Here is a 537-nt window from a genome sequence, read left to right on the forward strand (position 1 = left end):
TGGCAAGAAGTCGATCTTTTCTGCACGGCTTCGTCAAATATTCATCGGCACCCAAGTGGAACGCTTGCAGTTCATCCTTTACCTGATCTCTGGAAGTTAGTACCAGGACGGGGATAGCGGTTTTATTCTTTAGTTCCTGGCAGATTTGAAAGCCACTGATCTCCGGCAAATTCAGGTCTAAGATCACAAGGTCAGGACGGAGGGCTGCCAGGAGCCGAGCGGCATCTTCAAACTCGGTGATTGCCTCCGCAAGATACCCGTCCTTTTGGAGCATATTGCAGAGTTCTTCCCGCATATAGACTTCATCTTCCACAACAGCAATTCTTTTCACGACAGCACCTCCTTCCAAATTATTCTTCTCTCTGTGGCTGCATCAGTGTCAGCAAATACCGATCGCTGGAGCGCTTGACCACTCTCATATAAATATATTCTATCACGCAAAGCAGCAAAATCATAGCAGCAGATACAAACATCATTTCAGCCACTGTCCCACGGGTTCGGGACGAGAGTATCCCTGTAAATAACGCCCTGACTCCA

2 protein-coding genes are annotated in these 537 nt (G+C 47.9%); both read right to left on the bottom strand.

Annotated features, from left to right (window positions below; genetic code table 11):
- The coding region (locus LI149_RS15905; protein ID WP_227143614.1) for a response regulator transcription factor at window positions 1-331 on the bottom strand (331 nt) is incomplete at its 3' end.
- 19 nt (window positions 332-350) lie between these two features.
- Window positions 351-537, bottom strand: a 187-nt coding sequence (locus LI149_RS15910) for a hypothetical protein (RefSeq protein WP_227143615.1), incomplete at its 5' end; no start/stop codon positions are given.

The sequence above is a fragment of the Dorea sp. 210702-DFI.3.17 genome, from assembly GCF_020560825.1.
GTDB lineage: Bacteria > Bacillota > Clostridia > Lachnospirales > Lachnospiraceae > Dorea > Dorea formicigenerans.